Source organism: Nocardiopsis sp. NPDC057823, assembly GCF_042797335.1.
Classification (GTDB): Bacteria; Actinomycetota; Actinomycetes; order Streptosporangiales; family Streptosporangiaceae; genus Nocardiopsis; species Nocardiopsis changdeensis.
This window is the reverse complement of record NZ_JBHVLR010000026.1, coordinates 49,626-67,656: the sequence shown is the minus strand read 5'-3', so window position 1 is coordinate 67,656 and position 18,031 is coordinate 49,626. Positions and strand designations below refer to the sequence as shown.

Annotated in this window: 12 protein-coding genes; 7 read left to right on the top strand and 5 right to left on the bottom strand. The window is 74.3% G+C overall.

All coding sequences use genetic code 11. The features are described from left to right. Nucleotides 1–32 precede the first annotated feature (32 nt). The 4 genes from ACFVNO_RS28900 to ACFVNO_RS28885 are packed head-to-tail and all read right to left on the bottom strand — an operon-like array spanning nucleotide 33 to nucleotide 3,875. On the bottom strand, nucleotides 33–1,595 hold the full coding sequence (locus ACFVNO_RS28900) for a hypothetical protein (RefSeq protein WP_355266155.1): 1,563 nt from the start codon (nucleotides 1,593–1,595) through the stop codon (nucleotides 33–35). Then, a complete protein-coding gene (locus ACFVNO_RS28895) occupies nucleotides 1,592–2,488 on the bottom strand; it encodes an ATP-binding cassette domain-containing protein (RefSeq protein ID WP_355266152.1) in 897 nt (298 codons plus the stop codon). The genes ACFVNO_RS28900 and ACFVNO_RS28895 overlap by 4 nt, the downstream gene beginning before the upstream one ends. After that, nucleotides 2,485–3,288, bottom strand: coding sequence for a zf-HC2 domain-containing protein (locus ACFVNO_RS28890; RefSeq protein WP_220560192.1), 804 nt, complete (start codon nucleotides 3,286–3,288; stop codon nucleotides 2,485–2,487). Before ACFVNO_RS28890 ends, ACFVNO_RS28895 begins: the two co-directional genes overlap by 4 nt. Beyond that, nucleotides 3,285–3,875 (bottom strand): RNA polymerase sigma factor, encoded by a 591-nt coding sequence (locus tag ACFVNO_RS28885; protein ID WP_355266148.1) that lies wholly within the window; start codon nucleotides 3,873–3,875, stop codon nucleotides 3,285–3,287. Before ACFVNO_RS28885 ends, ACFVNO_RS28890 begins: the two co-directional genes overlap by 4 nt. Before the next feature lie 111 nt (nucleotides 3,876–3,986). On the opposite strand from ACFVNO_RS28885, the gene ACFVNO_RS28880 reads away from it, so the two are divergent. The 6 genes from ACFVNO_RS28880 to ACFVNO_RS28855 all read left to right on the top strand — a co-directional run bounded on the left by ACFVNO_RS28880 (nucleotide 3,987) and on the right by ACFVNO_RS28855 (nucleotide 16,313). Further along, nucleotides 3,987–4,922: an LLM class F420-dependent oxidoreductase gene (locus ACFVNO_RS28880; protein ID WP_355266146.1), complete on the top strand. Its 936-nt coding sequence runs from the start codon at nucleotides 3,987–3,989 to the stop codon at nucleotides 4,920–4,922. A gap of 505 nt (nucleotides 4,923–5,427) precedes the next feature. After that, entirely contained in the window at nucleotides 5,428–8,151 is a 2,724-nt protein-coding gene (gene acnA, locus ACFVNO_RS28875) for an aconitate hydratase AcnA (protein ID WP_378897284.1), read from the top strand. 184 nt (nucleotides 8,152–8,335) lie between these two features. Further along, nucleotides 8,336–10,303 (top strand): hypothetical protein, encoded by a 1,968-nt coding sequence (locus ACFVNO_RS28870; protein WP_355266140.1) that lies wholly within the window; start codon nucleotides 8,336–8,338, stop codon nucleotides 10,301–10,303. Continuing rightward, nucleotides 10,293–11,687 carry a hypothetical protein gene (locus ACFVNO_RS28865; RefSeq protein WP_378897280.1) on the top strand — a complete coding sequence of 465 codons (1,395 nt, stop codon included), beginning with the start codon at nucleotides 10,293–10,295 and terminating at the stop codon, nucleotides 11,685–11,687. Before ACFVNO_RS28870 ends, ACFVNO_RS28865 begins: the two co-directional genes overlap by 11 nt. Nucleotides 11,688–11,950: 263 nt before the next feature. Beyond that, nucleotides 11,951–14,227 carry a serine/threonine protein kinase gene (locus tag ACFVNO_RS28860; RefSeq protein ID WP_378897277.1) on the top strand — a complete coding sequence of 759 codons (2,277 nt, stop codon included), beginning with the start codon at nucleotides 11,951–11,953 and terminating at the stop codon, nucleotides 14,225–14,227. A 43-nt stretch (nucleotides 14,228–14,270) separates the two neighbouring features. Next, entirely contained in the window at nucleotides 14,271–16,313 is a 2,043-nt protein-coding gene (locus ACFVNO_RS28855) for a serine/threonine-protein kinase (protein WP_378897274.1), read from the top strand. Nucleotides 16,314–16,320: 7 nt separating this feature from the next. Here the strand turns inward: ACFVNO_RS28855 and ACFVNO_RS28850 are convergent, their stop codons facing one another. After that, the gene (locus ACFVNO_RS28850) at nucleotides 16,321–16,971 is read right to left on the bottom strand and encodes a TetR/AcrR family transcriptional regulator (RefSeq protein ID WP_355266128.1); all 651 of its coding nucleotides are present in this window, start codon (nucleotides 16,969–16,971) and stop codon (nucleotides 16,321–16,323) included. A gap of 143 nt (nucleotides 16,972–17,114) precedes the next feature. Between ACFVNO_RS28850 and ACFVNO_RS28845 the strand changes: the two genes are divergently transcribed. Beyond that, nucleotides 17,115–18,011 carry an alpha/beta fold hydrolase gene (locus ACFVNO_RS28845; RefSeq protein WP_355266125.1) on the top strand — a complete coding sequence of 299 codons (897 nt, stop codon included), beginning with the start codon at nucleotides 17,115–17,117 and terminating at the stop codon, nucleotides 18,009–18,011. Nucleotides 18,012–18,031 lie beyond the last annotated feature (20 nt).

The following is an 18,031-nucleotide window of genomic DNA, read 5'->3' as shown; positions in this document are numbered from 1 at the left end:
GGTGTCCCCCGGGTCCGCGGGGCGCCGGCCGGTCAGCCGCCCGCGGGGCACAGCGGGGCGTGCAGGTTCCAGGGCTCGTACAGGTTGGGCTCCACGTCGGAGAACGCGGTGTTCCACTCGGCGGTCTCGGCGGGCCGGTCCTGCTCCTGGGCTATGGGGATCTCCAGCAGCGCGGCCAGCTCCAGGGTGCTCATCTCGCCGGAGGAGATCCGCTCCCAGTGCTCCTCCAGCAGCGCGTGCATCCGTTCCGGGGGCACCGAGACGACCCGCCGCCCCAGGACCAGGTCGGCGGGGGAGGGTGCCAGGTCGGTCAGGGTGATCGCCATCGTGTCGATCCGCAGGTAGAGGTCGTCGGGGCGGTGGGAGGCGACGGCGCGGTCCACGACCCAGGCGACCACGACGGTCCGGGCCTGCCCGGTGCCCCGGCAGTCGTCCAGCCCGTAGGGGGAGGGCGGGTCGAGCGACATCCCGAGCGTCTTTCGGGCGAACGCCGAGTACAGGTACGACTGCCACGGCTGTATCTCCGGGTCCATGTACTCGTGGACGGTCACGGCCGGCCTGGGGACGTCGAACTCGCGGGTGTACCAGCCGGCGTCCTGCCACACCACCGGGGCGTCGGCCCGCGCCTCCTCGGGCAGCTCGTCCAGGACCGGCTCCAGGGTGTCGTGCCAGGAGGCGACCCAGGAGTCGTAGCCGGGCAGCGGGCAGTAGGTGACGCCCTCGACCTCCCGGCAGGGCCAGGGGCCCTCCACCCCGTACACCTCGTCGTCGGCGTACCCCTGCGGGTCCGGCATCCCGTCGCGCCACACCGTCGCGTTGCCGTGGACGGCCACCCCCAGGGCCCCGGCCGCCAGCAGGGCCGCGGTGACCGACGTGGCGACCACGACCCGGACGCGGTGCCGGGCGCCCAGTGTCAGCACCACCAGCGCGGCCGTCAGCAGGCAGGTGTAGGCCAGCGAGTAGAGGGTCACCAGGGACAGGGACACCGAGAAGCCGGGGAAGGGGCTGACGACCTGCTGCAGGGCCATGGTCGCGCGCGACACGGCGCTGTTGAGCCGCTCCGAGAGCAGGATGCCGTTGTAGACCAGGTACAGCGGCAGGCAGAGCGCGAGGAGGACCAGCGGCAGGTACGACCGGGTCCACAGGACCAGGAGCAGCGCCCCGAACGGTCCGGCGGCCGTCACCAGGAAGGGCACCGGGAGCGCGAGCGGGCTCATGATCCCGGCGGGCGGCAGGGGTTCGGCGGCCAGCCACAGCCACAGCCCCAGCCCGGCCAGGATCGCCCACAGCAGGAGCACGGCGGACAGCGCCAGGGACATGAGCCTGCCGGTACGGCCCAGCGGGGTCGCGGAGACGACCGGGTGGCGGGCCTCGCGCACGGCGGAGGGGGTCACGGCGCCGAACCCGATCGCGGCGATGAACAGGGCCGACGTGGACATGTCGCCGTACCAGGAGTCCACCGACTGGCCGGGGTAGGAGCCCGACCACACGAAGTACGCGAGGAACAGCGCCGAGGCGGGCAGCAGGAACGGCCCGCGCAGCAGCCGCGCGGCGTTGAACAGGGTCAGCCGGACGAAGGTGGCGGTGCGCCTCACCGCGCGGCCCCGGCGGGCTCGGTCCCCGAAACGCCGACGAGCAGCAGGTAGGCGTCCTCCAGGGTGGGCTCCACCGCGCCGAAGGCGTCCCCGGGCGGCAGCGGCGAACCCGGGGTCAGGACCCGGTGGCGCCCGTCGGGCAGCCGCCAGGAGGTCAGGCCGCTACCCGGGTCGCCGGGGCCCTCCCACACGTGCCCGCGGGCGCGGTCCAGCAGGGCGCCGGGGGCGCCGTCGAAGACGACCCGCCCCCTGTCCAGGCACACGATGTGCCCGCACAGCGCGGCCACGTCCTCGATCTGGTGGGTGGACAGCACGACGGTGCTGTCCACGGCCAGGCGGGACACCAGGTTGCGGAACCGGATGCGCTGCTCGGGGTCCAGCCCCACCGTCGGCTCGTCCAGCAGCAGCAGGTCGGGGTCGCCCATCAGGGCCGAGGCCAGGGCCAGGCGCTGGCGCATGCCGCCCGACAGGCGGCGCACCCGGCTGTGCCGCCGGTCGTACAGCCCGACCTGGCGCAGCACCCGGCGCACCTCGTCGTGCCGGGCCCGGCGGCCGCCCAGCTCCTTGAGCACGGCCATGTAGTCGAGCAGGGCGAACGCGGTGAAGTGCGGGTAGAAGTCGGGGTTCTGCGGCAGGTAGCCCAGCCGCCGCCGGATGTCGGTGCGCTCGGGCGCCCGGGACGGGTCCAGGCCGAGCAGGCGCACCTCCCCGGAGCCGGCGTCCAGGTCGGTGGCCAGGCAGCGCATCAGGGTGGTCTTGCCGGCGCCGTTGCGGCCCAGCAGGCCGGTCACCCCCGGACCCAGGTCCAGGTCCACCCCGTCCAGGGCGGTCCGGGTGCCGTACCTGCGGGTCACCCCGCGCAGGACCACCCGGCCGTCGGGGACCGCGGTCATGCCATCCTCACCCGGAGCAGCAGCAGGCCGACCAGGGCGGCCAGGGCCGCGCCCCAGCACGCCTGGGCCTGGGGGGCGAACACCCCGACGGGGACCGTCTGCCCGGACAGGGACACCAGGCCCAGGACCGCCAGCCACAGGACGCCCACGATCCCCGAGGCCGCGCTCAGGTGGATCCAGTGGCCCAGCAGGAGCGAGCCCGCGACCAGGGTCAGGGAGGGCAGCAGCCAGAAGACCGCGTCCCAGGCGGTGGTGGTGTGCGGCAGCATCAGCGCCGCGCCGGTGCACAGCAGCAGGGCCGGGACCAGGACCGCGCAGGTGCGCAGGAACAGCAGCCGCTGCCCGGCCATGGGCGTGACCGAGGCCAGGGTGTGCGCGGGGTCGACCCCCCGCCCGTAGGCCAGGGCCACGCCGACCAGCGGGACCACCGGCGCCAGGAAGAAGAACATCAGCGAGCCGCGCGGCAGCAGGTGCGCGGCCAGCAGGGCGGCCCCCAGGACCACCACGGTGGAGACGAGCCAGGCCTGGTAGAGCCGCGGGGTCGCGGCGAGGAGTTTGGCGGTCTCCGCGCGCAGGCCGACGGAGGCCAGCAGGGTCTCGACCGGGCCGCGCCGGGGCCGGTCGACGACGTCGCGCAGCGACGCCCAGCTGTCGGCCAGCCACGACTCGTCCGCTGGCAGCAGGGACCGGCAGGGCGCGCAGTGCATCAGATGGGCCTCCACCGACATCGCGGTGATCTCGTCGCTTCTCCGGGCCGCGTAGTCGTGGGCCTGGGCCGGGGTCAGGTGCCAACCGCTCATGACGTCAATGCCTCCCGCAGGCGCGCCTTGGCGCGCATCACCCGTGTCTTCACGGTGCCTTCGGGGATCTGGAGAATCTGTGCGGCCTCGCGCACCGTGAGCCCGTCCAGCACGGTCGCCTGTATGGCGGCCCGCAGCTCGGGGGACAGGGTGTGCAGGGCCGCGCCCAGGGGGCCGTGCTCGATGTTGAGCAGCACGGTGTCCTCGGCCGAGGCGTCCCCGATGGTCTCGTAGGGCTCGGCCTCGATGTCGGAGATCCACCGGTTGGCCCGCCGGCGCAGCTGCGAGATGAGCTGGCGGATGGCGATGGTCCACAGCCAGGCCCCGGCGTCGGTGTCGCCGGGGCGGGGGGTGAAGGAGCCCGCGTTCCTCCATACGGCCAGGAAGGTCTCCTGGAGCGCGGCGTCGACCTGGTCGGCGTCGGAACAGCGGTAGTTCAGACGCGCCCGCAGCCAGGGCGCGTGCCTGCGGTGCAGGATCTCCAGGGCCTCGGCCTCGCCCGCCGCGACGGCGGTCAGCAGCACCGGGTCGGCGCTCTCGGGGCCGTAGGAGGGTGCGCGGCGGTGCGCGCGTCGGAACAGCTTCACGGTCGGTCTATCGCTCGGGGCCCGAAGGGCGGTTCATCGGTGTGCGGCCTTTTCGAAGCTACCCGCGCGCCGGGGGGAGATCGCCCCCGCGGGTGGGCGAAAATGGGGTTTATGCGCCTGAGGATCTTCCTTGAGCCCCAGCAGGGGGCCACATACGAGGACCAGCTCGCCGTGGCCAAGGCCACCGAGGAGCTCGGGTTCGACGCACTCTTCCGCTCGGACCACTACCTGCACATGGGGGAGGGCACCAGCGGCCTGCCCGGGCCGACCGACGCCTGGATCACCCTGGCGGGTCTGGCCCGGGAGACGTCGCGCATCCGGCTGGGCACGCTGATGACGGCGGCGACCTTCCGCTACCCGGGGCCGCTGGCGATCGCGGTCGCGCAGGTGGACCGGATGAGCGGCGGCCGGGTGGAGTTCGGGTTCGGCGCGGGCTGGTACGAGGAGGAGCACGCCGCGTACGGCATCCCCTTCCCGACCACGGCCCGGGAGCGCTTCGACCGCTACGAGGAGCAGCTCGACATCATCACCGGCCTGTGGTCCACGCCGGTCGGCGGCACGTTCCGCTACGAGGGCAAGTACTACCGGCTGGCGGAGGGGCCCGCGCTGCCCAAGCCGGAGCAGAGCCCGCGCCCGCCGGTGCTCATCGGCGGTACCGGCCTGCGCCGCACCCCGCGGCTGGCCGCGACGTTCGCCGACGAGTACAACGTGCCGTTCTCGTCGGTGGCCGACACCGGGGCCGCGTTCGACCGGACGCGGGCGGCCGCGGCGGCGGTGGGCCGCACCGACGGGATCGTCTACTCGGCGGCGCAGGTGCTGTGCGTGGGCCGCGACGAGGCCGAGATCGCCCGCCGGGCGGAGCGCATCGGCCGCCGGGTGGACGAGCTGCGGCTGAACGGCCTGGCCGGGACGCCCGCCGAGGTGGTCGACAAGATCGGCCGGTTCGCGGAGCTGGGCGCCGAGCGCATGTACCTCCAGCTGCTGGACATGGCGGACCTGGAGCACCTGGAGCTGGTGGCCGCGGAGGTGGCCCGGCAGCTGGACTGAGGATGCGCGAAGCGCCGGCGGGGTTCTGGAGGCCCGGAGGAGACGTCCGAGGAACGAGGATGTCGATGTAGGGGCGAAGGTTCCCGCCCTCAAAGGGCGCTGAGCACGGACCGAAGCGAAGCGGAGGTTCAGAACAACACGGGGCCGCGGCCCGGGGCGCGGCGCCCCCGCGATAACTTGATATCGAGATACAAGTGGGATAGCTTGATGTCAAGATAAAAGAGGGTTCCCCCCGACCCGGGCCGGGCCCGGGAGTGTGACGTCGACCTCTCGGCGTCCCCGGCCCCGAGTATCACGGGCGTCCGCGCGCAGCGGACCGCCTGGCCTGTGGCGAGTGGTGTCGTCGCAGGCCATGGCCGCTTCCGAGAGGTCGGATACGGTCGGAGGGCGCCCCCGCGGCCCTCCGTCCACCCGGCGACCGGTTAGGGCGGCCTCAGTGGGTCCCGCATCCACCCGATGGGGCAGGATGCCAGGGACAAAGTGGCGAGATCAGGAGGCAGACACCGTGTCCGCGAACAGCTTCGGCGCCCGTGACACGTTGCGCGTTGGCGACGAGTCGTACGAGATCTTCCGGTTGGACGCCGTGGAGGGCTCCAACCGACTTCCCTACAGCCTGAAGGTCCTCCTGGAGAACCTTCTGCGCACCGAGGACGGCGCGAACGTCACCGCCGACCACATCCGCGCCCTGGGCGGCTGGGACGCCAAGGCCCAGCCCAGCCAGGAGATCCAGTTCACCCCCGCCCGGGTGATCATGCAGGACTTCACCGGCGTCCCCTGCGTCGTCGACCTCGCCACCATGCGCGAGGCCGTCCGCGACATGGGCGGCGACCCGGACAAGATCAACCCGCTCGCCCCCGCCGAGCTGGTGATCGACCACTCCGTGATCGTCGACCTCTTCGGCCGCCCCGACGCCTTCGAGCGCAACGTCGAGATCGAGTACGAGCGCAACCAGGAGCGCTACAAGTTCCTGCGCTGGGGCCAGACCGCGTTCGACGAGTTCAAGGTCGTCCCGCCCGGCACCGGCATCGTGCACCAGGCCAACATCGAGCACCTGGCCCGCGTCACCATGAGCCGCAACGGCCAGGCCTACCCCGACACCTGCGTCGGCACCGACTCGCACACCACCATGCAGAACGGCCTGGGCATCCTGGGCTGGGGCGTCGGCGGCATCGAGGCCGAGGCCGCCATGCTCGGCCAGCCGATCTCCATGCTCATCCCGCGCGTGGTCGGCTTCAAGCTCACCGGCCAGCTCAAGCCGGGCACCACCGCCACCGACCTGGTGCTCACCATCACCGAGCTGCTGCGCCGGCACGGTGTGGTCGGCAAGTTCGTCGAGTTCTACGGCGAGGGCGTCACCTCCGTGCCGCTGGCCAACCGCGCCACCATCGGCAACATGAGCCCCGAGTTCGGCTCCACCGCCGCGATCTTCCCGATCGATGACGAGACCATCCGCTACATGCGCCTGACCGGCCGCTCCGAGCAGCAGGTCGCCCTGACCGAGGCCTACGCCAAGGCCAACGGCTTCTGGCACGACCCGGCCAACGAGCCCGAGTTCTCCGAGTACCTGGAGCTCGACCTGGGCGACGTCGTCCCGTCGATCGCCGGCCCCAAGCGCCCGCAGGACCGCATCGTCCTGGCCCAGGCCAAGCAGACCTGGCGCCACGACGTCCGCAACTACGTCGAGGACGGCGTCGACGAGGCCGTCGAGGAGTCCTTCCCGGCCTCCGACGCCCCCGCGCAGACCGCCAACGGCGCGCGCCCGCACAAGCCCGTCAAGGTCACCATGGCCGACGGCACCGAGACCGAGATCGACCACGGCGCCGTCGTGATCGCCGCGATCACCTCCTGCACCAACACCTCCAACCCCTCGGTCATGCTGGGCGCCGCCCTGCTGGCCAAGAAGGCGGTGGAGAAGGGCCTGTCCCGCAAGCCGTGGGTCAAGACCTCCATGGCCCCGGGCTCCAAGGTCGTCACCGACTACTACGAGCGCTCCGGCCTGACCCCGTACCTGGACAAGCTGGGCTTCAACCTGGTCGGCTACGGCTGCACCACCTGCATCGGCAACTCCGGCCCGCTGCCGGAGGAGATCTCCAAGGCCGTCCAGGACAACGACCTGGCCGTCACCGCGGTGCTGTCCGGCAACCGCAACTTCGAGGGCCGGATCAACCCGGACGTCAAGATGAACTACCTGGCCTCGCCGCCGCTGGTGGTCGCCTACGCCCTGGCCGGGTCCCTGGACGTGGACATCACCACCGAGCCCCTGGGCATCGGCAAGGACGGCGAGCCGGTCTACCTGGCCGACATCTGGCCGACCGCCGAGGAGATCCAGGAGGTCATGGACTCCGCGATCGCCGCCGACATGTACGAGGCCGCTTACGCGGACGTCTTCGCCGGCGACGAGCGCTGGCGCTCGCTGCCCACCCCGACCGGCAACACCTTCGAGTGGGAGGGCGAGTCGACCTACGTCCGCAAGCCCCCGTACTTCGAGGGCATGGCGCAGGAGCCGTCCCCGGTCACCGACATCACCGGCGCCCGCGTCCTGGCCAAGCTGGGCGACTCGGTCACCACCGACCACATCTCCCCGGCCGGCGCCATCAAGCCGGGCACCCCGGCGGCCGAGTACCTCAAGGCCCACGGTGTGGAGCGCCGCGACTTCAACTCCTACGGTTCCCGCCGCGGCAACCACGAGGTGATGATCCGCGGTACGTTCGCCAACATCCGCCTGCGCAACCAGATCGCGCCGGGCACCGAGGGCGGCTACACCCGCGACTTCACCCAGCCCGACGCCCCGGTGTCGTTCATCTACGACGCCGCGCAGAACTACGCGGCGCAGGGCACCCCGCTGGTCGTCCTGGGCGGCAAGGAGTACGGCTCCGGCTCGTCCCGCGACTGGGCCGCCAAGGGCACCAGCCTGCTGGGCGTGCGCGCCGTCATCACCGAGTCCTACGAGCGCATCCACCGCTCCAACCTCATCGGCATGGGCGTCCTGCCCCTGCAGTTCCCCGAGGGCCAGAGCGCGGACTCCCTCGGCCTGACCGGCGAGGAGACCTTCTCCATCACCGGCGTGACCGAGCTGAACGAGGGCCGCATCCCCGCCACGGTGAAGGTGAGCACCGACACCGGCGTCGAGTTCGACGCCGTGGTGCGCATCGACACCCCCGGTGAGGCGGACTACTACCGCAACGGCGGCATCCTGCAGTACGTGCTGCGCCAGCTGATCGCCGGGTAGCCATCCGGACTCCGCTGCCGCGCCCGACCGGCGCGGCGCGCGGTTCACGGGGCCTCCGACGTCCGACCGACGGCGGAGGCCCCCTCCGTGTTCCCGGGGAGGAGCCGCCCCGGGCGCGACGGCCGCCGAAGAAGCAGGTGGAACCGGGTCGAAGGCGCCCGCAGCGGGGTACTATGCTCTGCCCATGCCCAACCCTCACCGTGCCCGCGGCCCGCTCCGCGCCCTGCTCCTCACGGTGGCCCCGGCCCTGCTGCTCCTGACCGCCCCCGCCCCCGGCGGCGCCGACACGGTGGACGGCGCCGACACCCCGGCGGTCGCCCCCCAGGCGACCTACGCCGAACACTTCGCCGGACTGCTCGCCGCCGAGCCCGAGGGCTCCGCGGTCGTGGTGGACGGCGCGATCGGCGGCCCGGTCCCGCCCGAGGAGATGGAACGCGGGATCCACGAGGCGTTCGCGCCCCTCGGGGTGCCCTACCACGTCGTGGTCACACCCTTCCTGGGCGCCGGCAGCGACGCCGGGATGGACGAGATCATGCCCGCCGTGCACGACCGGCTCGGCACCGACGGCGTCTACGCCGTCCTCCCGGCCTCGGGCGGGGTCACCGAACTGCGCGTCTACGGGGCCGACCTGTCGGTGGACGGCGGCCGGGACGCCGTCTACGACGCCGAGCTCTACGACGTCCCCGCCCACGAGGTGGCCCGGGTCCTGGTCGCCGGGCTGACCGGCGCCGAGCCCCCGGCGGAGTACGCCGAGGCGGAGGCCGGAGCGGGGGAGGGCTTCCTCGCCGAGTTCCGCGACGACACCGACCCCACCCGTTTCAACGGCCCCGAGAACCTCGGTTTCCTGGTGGGCACGGTGGCCGGCGCCCTGCTGTGCTGCGCCGGGTGGGTCACCTGGCGCGCCGGCCGGCGCGGCCACCGGTTCCTGCCCGTCGCGGCCGTGCTGGCGGCGGCCTCGGCGACCGGCCTCCTCGTCGCCACCACCTACACCTACACGGTGAACGCCCCCGTGGGCGGGCACGAGGTCCCCGACCCCGAGGAGCTGGTCCGGCTGGAGCCGCCGTACGTGGTCTCCACCGGCCGGGTCGAGCACGTCGCCGCCGCCCTGGCGGAGGACCCGCTCTACGTCGACCCGATCATGCCGCTGAGCCGCGAGGGCCTGGAGGACGCCCCCGGCCTGCTCGCCGGCTCGCCCGTCCCCGTCTTCGCGGCGGTGGTCCCGCTGCACCACGAGGACGAGGCCGAGGGGGACCCCGATATCCTGGCCGCGGCGCTGGCCTCCGTCGCCCGCGAGGACGGCGTCTACATCGTCGTCGGCTCCGGCAACGGCGTCCCCGAGCTCGGGGCGGCCGCCCGCGGGCTGGAGATCGACGCCTACGAGCTGTGGTCCCCCCTGGCCTACGACGAGTCGCAGACCCCGGCCGCCGCCCTGGAGGCCGCGGTGGCCGCCGTGTCGGAGATGGAGTTCACCCCCGGCGACGGGTACCGGCCGCTGTTCGCCGACGACGAGGTGAACCTGCCCGGGCCCCGCGCGGAGCGCTACTGGTCGGGCGGGTTCTTCGGCGGCCTGCTGCTGGTGGGCCCCTTCGCGGCCGCCGCCGTGGTCGGCGCCTGCTACCTCGCCGTCTTCCTGTTCCGGCTCTCCCGGGGACGGGTCCGGGGCGTCCCCCTCAACGACCGGGTCCTGCGGCGCCTGGCCGTGGAGGAGACCGACCGGGTGCGGGCCCTGGTGGAGGGGGAGCCCGGCCGGATCCCCGCCGAGTTCATGCCCCAGGCCGAGGCCGCACTCATGGTCATGGGCCGCGACCCGCAGGGGCTCGACCTGCTCGGGGCCGCGGTGCTGTCGCGCCGGGTGCTGGCGGCGGTGGCCGACCCCGGCGCGGACACCACGCCCTGCGCCGTCGATCCGCTGCACCCCTTCGCCGCCGAACAGGTTCAGTCCCGGCTCCTGGGCGGCCGGGTCCCCCTGTGCGAGGAGTGCGCGCGGCTCGGCGACGCCGCCCGGTCCGAGCGCGTCCTGCGGCTGCGCACCGATGGCACGGTCCGCTCCTACCGGGCGAAACCGGAGGACCCGTGGATCCGTCATTCCTTCGGGGCGCACCTGCCCCGCCGCCTGGTCGACCTGCTGCTCGAGGAGAACCGTGTCCACTGACCCCCGCACCCCCGCACGCCGGCGGGCCCGCGTGACGGTCGCGGCCCTGGCCCTGCCCGCGGTCCTGTCCGCGGCCCTGGCCGGCGCACCGGCCCTGGCGGACACCGCACCTCCGGCGGACACCGCGTCCCCGGCCGACACCGCACCTCCGGCCGACACCGCGTCCCCGGCGGCGGGGGAGACCGCGGCGGAGGAGACCGCCAGCCCGGCCCAGGTGATCGCCGACGCCCTGGCCGAGTCGCCCGTCTACGTCGACTCCTCCTACGAGGGCGCCTACTCGGCCGAGGCCCGCGAGCGCGTCGTGACGGTGCTCGAACAGCACGACCTGGACCTGTACGTCATCGTCGTCCCGCTGGTCGAGGGCGACGAGTGGAGCGGGGAGGGCGAGGCGCTGGCCTCGGCCGTGCACGACCGCATGGGCGGCGGCGAGCGCCACTTCCTGGTCTACGACCGCCGCGGCGACCTGGAGGGCCACGACCTGGGCTCGGCCCCCGACGACTGGTCCCAGCCCGCCTTCTACGGCGCCCTGGCCGCGAGCTACAAGACCATGGACGGGCAGAAGACCCTGCCGACCCTCGTGGAGGCCGCGGTCGAGGCCGCCCTGTCCGACGACCCCGAGGCCGCCTATGAGACGGCGCAGCAGGCCTACTACGACCGGACGGGCCAGCCCCCGAGCGGGGCGCTCATGCCCGCGCGGTGGTGGAACCCCTGGGTCATCGGCGCGCTGGTGCTCGCCCTGCTGGCCGGGATCGGCGTCCCGCTGTACCGGCGCCTGGGCCGGTCCCGTCCCGGTGGGCTGCTGCGCCGCCGCCCGGCGGCGCCGATCGCCCAGCACGCGGCGTTCGACAACGCCGACCGCGCCCAGCTGGAGTCGCTGGTCGAACGCGGCGAGCGCGACCTCATCGAACTGGGGGAGCGGCTCAGCGAGGACGCCGGGGTGGCCCCGCAGAACCTGTCCCGGGCCCTGGACGCCCGCGACGCCGCCGCCCGCGTCCACGACCGGATGGCCCGGGAGGGCGCCACACTGGCCGACGCGGTCGGCGTGCTCGTCCTGCTGGACCTGGCAGAGGACGCGCTGGCCGGACTGCGCACCCCGCGCCGCCCCTGCTACGCCAACCCGCTGCACGGCAACGACACCCGGCAGACCCAGTGGCGCGAGTTCGGCGGCCTGCGCACCATCCGCGTGCCGCTGTGCCCCGAGTGCGCCCGCGCCGTGCGCGACCGGCTGCGGCCCACCGTGCTGCCCGCCGAGCACGAGGGCCGCTCGGTCCCCTACTACGAGGTGCCCGCCGAGCACAGCGTGTGGGCGGCCACCGGCTACGGGACGCTCACCGACGACCTGGTCGAGCGGGTCCTGAGCGGCGGGCACCGGGCGGCCCGCTGACCGCCGCGGGGACGCGGACCGGGGGCGGGCCGGGCGGCCGCCGTTGCGACGGGGGAGGTGTTCCGTCGTAAGGTGGTCCTGGAGAAGCGGTCGATTCGGGCGGGGCGGAACCCCCCTCGCCCCTCGGCCCCGGGCCGTCGCCGCACCGCGATGACCGCACACGCGCGTCACCGATGCCCCTGCCCCGCGCATCACGCCGACGGTCCCGCCCCGTCACCCCGGCGCACCGCCGCCGACCCGTGAGATCCGTGAAAGGCATGACCTTGGACGACCCCGCAGAGGCATCCGCCCCGCGTACCGTGGGCGGCTACCGCCTGGTGCGTTCGCTCGGCCGCGGCGGTTTCGGTGAGGTGTTCCTCGGAGAGGCCGGGGACGGGAGCCGGGCCGCGGTGAAGGTGCTGCACGCCTCCTGGTCCGGTGACGCGGACATGCGCCGCCGGTTCGCGGCGGAGGTGGAGCAGGCGCGGCGGGTGAGCGGTTTCTGTATCGCGGCGATCCTGGACGCCGATCCGGAGGCGGAGCAGCCGTGGATCGCCACCGAGTTCATCGACGGCCCCACCCTGCAGCGCGCGGTCGCCGAGGAGGGTCCGCGCCGCGGGATGGAGCTGCAGCGGCTGGCGGTCAACACCGCCACGGCGCTGGCCGCGATCCACGCGGCGGGGGTGGTCCACCGCGACCTCAAGCCGGACAACATCATGCTGGCGGCGGACGGGCCGCGGGTGATCGACTTCGGCATCGCCCGCGCGGTCGAGACCACCTCGGTGACCGCCAGCGGGGTCGTGGGCACCATCGGGTACATGGCGCCCGAACAGCTGGAGGGCGCCCGTCTCACCTCGGCCGTGGACGTGTTCTCCTGGGGCGCGGTCATGGTCTACGCCGCCACCGGGCGCGAGGCCTTCCAGGCGCCCACCCAGGCGTCGCGCATCGCCCGCATCCTCAGCGGAGGCCCCGATCTGGGGGACATCGACGAACCCCTGCGGAGCGTGGTCGAACGCTGCCTGGACAAGGACCCGGACCGGCGCCCGGACGCCTCCTCCCTGCTCAACCTGCTCATCGCGGGCCCCCAGGGCGGAGGCCCGGCCCCGGACGGCGCCGTGCACCCGGCGCCGGCTCCCGTCTCCGGAGTGGATCCCACCCGGGTGGCCCCGCCCCATGGCGTCGACCCCACGCGGGTGGCCCCGCCCCATGGTGTGGACCCCACGCGGGTTGCTCCGGCGCACGGTGTGGACCCCACGCGGGTTGCTCCGGCGCACGGTGTGGACCCCACGCGAGTGGCCCCGCCCCATGGCGTGGACCCCACCCGCTCCTACACCGGCCTGGCCCCGGCCGGGCCCGCCGCGCCCGCGGCCGCCGGGACGGCCACCCCGCCGCCGGGACCGGTGTCCGCCCCGCGGCCCGCCCCCGGCAACACCGGCGCCTCCGGATACCACACCGGTGTCGGCGGAGTCCCCCCGTACCACTTCGCCGGTGTCCGCTTCACCGACCCCGGCGCCCTGGCCGAGGCCATGCAGGGCAACTGGGCGGCGGCCGTCCGCGTGTTCGGCGACGCCACCGAGCGCGCCGCCCTGGGCGCCTGGCTCATGGACGACCTCGGCGACACCCTCGTCGACCGCTCCCTGTTCCGCCGCCACGCCGACGACGCCAACCTGGCCCTGGCCTCCTTCATCGCCCAGACCCGCCCCGACCTGCCGCCGGTCTTCCGCGGCCGCGGCGCCACCATGGCCGACCTCGGCGGGCTGTTCTCCGACCCGCGACCCGTCATCACCGGGGCGCCGATGTCCAACGAGATGGCCCTGCTGGCCCGCCCCGAGGTGCTGCGGACCATGGGCCTGCACCACGCTCCCGACCCGGCGGCGCACCAGCGCCTGGCCGACTCCCTCGACGCCGCCGAGCACGCCGGGAACACCTTCCACCAGGAGCTGTCCGGCCGGCTCGCCGGATGGCGTTCGGCGAGCCCCAACGTGAACCCGGCGCTCATCCTCACCTTCCTGCTGCACCCCGAGCTGATGGTCCCGCCCCACGACGGCGGCGACTCCGGGGTGGGGGAGTGGATCGACATCCTCTGGCGCCGGGTGGACGCCTCCCCCGGCCCGGCCGGGGTGGGGCACGCCGCGGCGATCTACGGCGCCGTCCCCACCCTCCAGGCGCTCTCCCGCCAGCGCCGCTACTGGGAGGAGCGCTACACCAAGGTCGCCACGGAGCACGAGTCGCTGCACGGCAAGGTCGTGCAGCAGCAGCGCTACTTCCAGATCCGCCGCTACTGCAACTACGCGCTCTTCGGCTTCCCGATCGGGATCGTCATCGGCATGTCCGGCCAGGCCGAGTGGCTGGGCGACCTGTTGGTGACGCTGTCGGTCCTGGCCCTGGCCGCCTCGGTCGTGCTCTCGGTGGTCCTGCGCGTCGGCTACGGCGACGTGGTGCGCCGCGGGCAGCGGGTGATGGAGCTGAACAACGCCGCGGCCCAGCTGCCGGAGCTGACCTCGGGCGTGGAGCGCATCCGCGCCGACCTGGTCCACGCGCGCCGCATCACCGGGGGCTGACCGGACGCCCCCGACCCCCGACGGCAGACCAGGAAGGTACGGCGTGCACGAGACCTGGGAGACGGACGGTTCCACCGTGGGCGGCTACCGCCTGGTGCGCTCGCTCGGCCGCGGCGGTTTCGGCGAGGTGTTCCTCGGAGAGGCCCGGGACGGGAGCCGGGCCGCGGTGAAGGTGCTGCACGCCTCCTGGGCGGGCGACGCCGAGATGCGCCGCCGGTTCGCGGCGGAGGTGGAGCAGGCGCGGCGGGTGAGCGGGTTCTGTATCGCGGCGATCCTGGACGCCGACCCCGGGGCGGAGCAGCCGTGGATCGCCACCGAGTTCATCGACGGCCCCACCCTCCACAGGGCGGTCGCCGAGGAGGGGCCGCGCCGAGGGGCGGAGCTGCAGCGGCTGGCGGTCAACACCGCCACGGCGCTGGCCGCGATCCACGCCGCCGGTGTGGTGCACCGGGACCTGAAGCCGGAGAACATCATGCTGGCGGCGGACGGGCCGCGGGTGATCGACTTCGGCATCGCCCGCGCGGTGGAGGCGACCTCGGTGACCGCCAGCGGCATCATCGGGACCGTCGGGTACATGGCCCCGGAGCAGTTGGAGGGCGCCCGTCTCACCTCGGCCGTGGACGTGTTCTCCTGGGGCGCGGTCATGGTCCACGCGGCCACCGGGCGCGAGGCGTTCCCCGGCCCCACCCGGGCCTCCCGCATCGCGCGGGTCCTGTCGGGCGAGCCCGACCTGGACGGCGTGCCCGAGGAGCTGCGCGGGACGGTGCGGACCTGCCTGGACAGGGACCCCCGCCGCCGCCCGGACGCGCGCACCCTGGTGGACCACCTCATCACCGGCGCGCCCCTGGTGGAGGCGCCCGAGCCCACGGTGGTCGACCCGGGGGAGGGGCCCCTGCCGCCCACCCTGGCCTACACCGCGGCGGCCCCGGCGCCCGCTCCGGTCCCGCACACCCCGCCGCCCCCGGGGGAGGCGCCGCCGTACCACTTCGCGGGCGTCCGGTACACCCGGCCCGGCGACCTGGCCGCCGCGATGCAGGAGCAGTGGGCGCAGGCGGCGGCGGTCTTCGAGGACCCGGACGCCAGGGCGGCCCTGGGCACCTGGATCACGGACGACCTGCGGGACACGACCGTGGACCGCGCGCTGTTCCGCACCCGGCGGACCGACGCCGACCTGGCCGTGGCGACCTTCGTGGCCCAGACCCGCCCGGACCTGCCCCCGCGCTTCCGCGGCCACGACGTCTCACCCGACACCCTGCGGTCCTTCTTCGCCGGCGCGTCGCCCGCCGCGCCCGCGGAGGCCGGCGGCCTGGCCCGCCCGGGGATACTGCGCCAGCTGTCGCTGCACCACGGCGAGGCGGCGCGCGGCCTGGCCGCGCCGGCCGCCGAACTCGAGGCGGCGGCGCGCGCCGCCGCCGCGTTCGGGGAGGAGCTGGCCGAACAGCTCGACGGCTGGAAGGACGGGCGGCACGCGGCAGCGGACCCGGCCCTGCTGCTGGCGTTCGTGCTCGACCCCGGGCGCGTGCGCCGCCCGGCCGCGCCCCCGGGCACCGCGGCCGCGCAGTGGATCGACGCGCTGTGGAAGCGGGTGGACGCCTCCGAGGGGGCGGCGCGGGCCGGGTGCGCGGCCGTGGTCCACGGCGCGCTGCCCCTGATCGGCGAGCTGGTCCGGCGGCGGGAGCAACGGGAACGGCACGGGGCGGAGCGGGAACAGGAGCTGCGGACCCTCCGGGGCGACCTGGCGTTCTACGACAAGACGTCCAGCCGCCTGGTCCGGCTGGGCGGGACGGCGCTCGCCTGCCTGGTGCTCGCCTTCGTGGTGCTGCCGGGGATGACGGAGGGGAGCGGCTCCGGGTGGGCCGGGTTCGTCGGGCTCTGCCTCATGGTCGGCCTGCTCTCCCCCCTGTTCGTGGTGTTCGCCCACATCCAGGCCCGCGTCCGCGTCGGGAACGGCGAGCGGCGCCGAAGGCTCCGGGAACGGCTGCGGGGGCTGGAGGAGGACCAGGCCGCCCTGGTGCGGGAACTGCACACCATGCGCGCCGACCTGGAGAAGGCCGGGGCGCTGGCCGCGGCCCCGCCCCGGCGGTGAGGGGCGCTCAGTCCTCGGCTTCCCAGGGGCGGGGGGCGTCCGGCGCGGCCAGGGCCGACAGGCGGGCGACGACGGCGGCGCGCGCCAGCCTGTAGGGGCGCTCCAGGTCGTCCTCCAGCAGGGAGTCGGAGTTGGCGGTCTCCAGGAACGAGGCCAGCTCGAACACCAGCAGCTCCACGTCGGTGCCGGGGGACAGCTCGCCCAGCTGCACGGCGTCGGCGGCGCTGCGGGTGAGCAGGTCGCGCCACTCGCGGCGGGTCGCCACCAGGGCGTCGCGCACCCGGCCGGGACGCGACTCGAACTCGGCGTTGACGGTGTAGAAGAAGCAGCCGCCCGGGAACACCCGCCCCTGCGAGTAGACGGCCCAGTTCTCGAACAGGCGCCACAGGCGGGACAGCCCGGGCCGGACCTCCAGGGCTCCGTCCACCACGTGGTCGGCGAAGATGCGGCGACCGGCGCGGATCGCGGCCAGTTGGAGCTCCTCCTTGGAGCCGAAGTGGGCGAACACCCCGCTCTTGCTGACCTGGAGCTCCTTGGCCAGGCGGCCCAGGGAGAGCCCCTCCAGCCCCTCCACCGAGGCGATGTCCACCGCGCGGCGCAGCACGGCGCGCCGGGTCTGGTCGCCCCGCTGCACGCGGCCGTCGGTCCGGGTCGTCATGCGCACCTCCCGCACCACCCCCGCCGGGTGGCCCTCGTCCGAACGACAGGTCGGTCGTCAGGACACCATAGCCGCTACTTGACGCCTGACCTCTCGCAAACAAATAATACGATCGTTCGTATAGTTTGTGAAGAAGGAGACCCATGGGCGCGTTCGAACCGCTTCCCCTGCTCGGTGCCGCCGTCAACGCACTGGCGCTGCCCGCCCCGCGCCTGGCCGGGTCGCTGTCCAGACGGCTGTGGGCCTCCCCGCCCCCGCCCCGGGCCGTCCCCGACCGGGACCGGGACCTGCACGAGGCGGCCGACACCGCGACGGTCCGCGTCGGCCGCTGGGACGTGGCCGCCTACGCCTGGGGCGACACCGCCCGCCCGGTGCTGCTCGTCCACGGCTGGCGCTCGCGCGCCGCACGCTTCGCCCCCCTCGTCCGCCGCCTGGTCGACCTCGGCTACGGCCCGGTGTCCTGGGACGCCCCCGGCCACGGGGCGACCGGCGGACCGGTGGGCACCATCCTCGACGCGCTGCGGATCCAGCGCCTCCTCCAGGAGCGGTACGGCCGCTTCCACGCCGTCGTCGCCCACTCCATGGGAGCGCCCTTCGCCGTCCACGCCCTGCGCGAGGGCGTCGAGGCCGACCGGGCGGTCCTCCTCGCCGGGGTGTCGGACTTCGGCTTCCTCCTCACCGCGTTCACCGACGCCCTGGGGATGGGGCCCCGCGCCCTGGCCGCACTGCGCGCGGACGTGGAGCGCCACTACTTCGACGCCGACCCGACGGTGTGGGAACGCTTCTCCACCACCCACCGGATCGACACCCTGGAGCAGCCGTTCCTCCTGCTGCACGACGACACCGACGAGGTCGTGCCCTTCGCGCACTCCCTGCGCACCCTCGAACACCTCGGCGGGCGGGGGCGGATGATCGCCACCACCGGCCTGGGCCACAGCGGAGCCCTCTTCGAACGGGAGCACCTGGACGCCATCACCTCCTTCGTCCAAGGCGCCGACCTGCCCGTGCCCGCCCCCGGGGACCGGACCGGCACCGCATGACCCCCGGCGAACCCGAGAAG